Source organism: Thermomonas sp. (genome assembly GCF_025993755.1).
Lineage (GTDB): Bacteria > Pseudomonadota > Gammaproteobacteria > Xanthomonadales > Xanthomonadaceae > Thermomonas.
Window position 1 is genome coordinate 1 of sequence record NZ_JAMQHN010000173.1, and the last position, 1,756, is coordinate 1,756.

Genomic DNA, 1,756 nt, shown 5'->3' on the forward strand with positions numbered 1-1,756 from the left:
GAGGTAGGCGCCGCCACGAAAACGCCACAGTGACCACGGACCGAGATTCACCTGCACGCGCGCGTCCTGGCGCGCCGCGAGCAGCTGGCGCAGGGCTTCGTCCAGCACCCGCGCCTGCGGCATGGGCAGACCATGGCGGGCGATGAAGTGACGCAGCAGATTGCGTGCACGCGCCGGCGTCAGTCCCGCCAGCGCCGCACAGTCGAGGCGCGCGCCAGCGACCGCCCCGGCTGCGTCGATGAGCGCCAGCTCGTCGAGGAGTTCCGCCGCCTCGGCCTGCAGACCCGCCGCGCGTGCGAGGGTGGCCGAACTGCCGGGAAAATGTGCCGCCAGGCGCGGCATGATCTCCTGGCGCAGCGCGTTGCGCCGGTAGCGCATGTCGACGTTGCTGTCGTCCTCGACCCATTCCAGATCGTGCGCCGCGGCGTAGTCGCGCAACTGGGCGCGGCTGATACCGAGCAGAGGGCGCAATTGCACGGCGCACCAGCCGGAGCGCCGTTGCAGCTCGGGCATGGCCGCCAGTCCCTTGGGTCCGGCGCCGCGCAGCAACTGCAGCAGCAGCGTTTCCGCCTGGTCGTCCTGCTGGTGCGCGGTGAGCAGGAAGTCCGCGTCCACCTCGGCGAAGATGTCGTGGCGCAGGCGCCGCGCCGCGGCTTCGATGCCGGCAGCATCGTCGCGCGTGACCGTCACGCGGTGCACGGCGAGCGTGACGCCGTGCATCGCACAGTGACGCGCGCAGAAATCCGCCCAGTCATCCGCCTGCGGCGACAAGCCATGGTGGACATGAACGGTATGCAGGGTGAAGCGGTGATCGTCGCGCAGGGCGCCGAGGACATGCAGCAGCGCCATCGAATCGAGACCACCGGACAGCGCCAGCGCCAGACGGGCGCCGCGCGGCACGTGGCGAACCAGCACGTCCGCCACGCTGGCGAGGACGGCTTTACTTGGCGGAAGCTTCCTTGAAACTGCCATACGCCCGCAGACGCTGGTAGCGCGCGGCCAGCAGGGCATCCAGCGGCTGCTTGCGCAGTTCCGCCAGGGTGTCGGTCAGGGCGCGACGCATGGCCTGGAACATGGCGTCCCAGTCGCGCTGCGCGCCACCGAGCGGTTCGTCGACGATGCGGTCGACCAGGCCGTTGGCTTTCAGGCGGTCGGCCGTGATGCCCAGCGTCTCGGCGGCGACCGACGCCTTGTCCGCGCTCTTCCACAGGATCGAGGCGCAGCCTTCGGGGGAGATGACCGAATAGGTCGAGTACTCCAGGATCAGGGTGCGGTCGCCGACACCAATCGCCAGGGCGCCGCCCGATCCACCCTCGCCAACGATGCTGCAGATGATCGGCGTCTGCAATTCGGCCATCACGTAGAGGTTACGCGCGATGGCCTCGGACTGGCCGCGTTCTTCCGCGCCGATGCCCGGATAAGCGCCGGGCGTGTCGATGAAGGTGAAGATGGGCATGCGGAATTTTTCCGCGAGGCGCATCAGGCGCAGGGCCTTGCGGTAGCCCTCGGGCCGTGGCATGCCGAAATTGCGATGGAGCTTTTCCTTGGTATCGCGCCCCTTCTGGTGCCCGATGACCAGCACCGGCTCGCCGTTGAAGCGTGCCACACCGCCGACGATCGCCGGATCGTCGGCAAAGGCACGATCGCCATGCAGTTCGACGAAATCGGTGAACAGGCCCTGCACGTAATCGAGCGTATAGGGACGCTGCGGGTGACGCGCCACCTGCGACACCTGCCAGGCGGAAAGCTTGGCGTA

General features: G+C 68.5%; 2 protein-coding genes. Both read right to left on the minus strand.

The annotated features are described in order from the left end of the window. Positions 1 to 924 (minus strand): tRNA lysidine(34) synthetase TilS (tilS, locus tag Q0X16_RS12630; RefSeq protein ID WP_297835042.1); only part of this gene is annotated, 924 nt, incomplete at its 3' end. 16 nt (positions 925 to 940) lie between these two features. After that, positions 941 to 1,756, minus strand: an 816-nt coding sequence (locus Q0X16_RS12635) for an acetyl-CoA carboxylase carboxyltransferase subunit alpha (RefSeq protein ID WP_297835044.1), incomplete at its 5' end; no start/stop codon positions are given.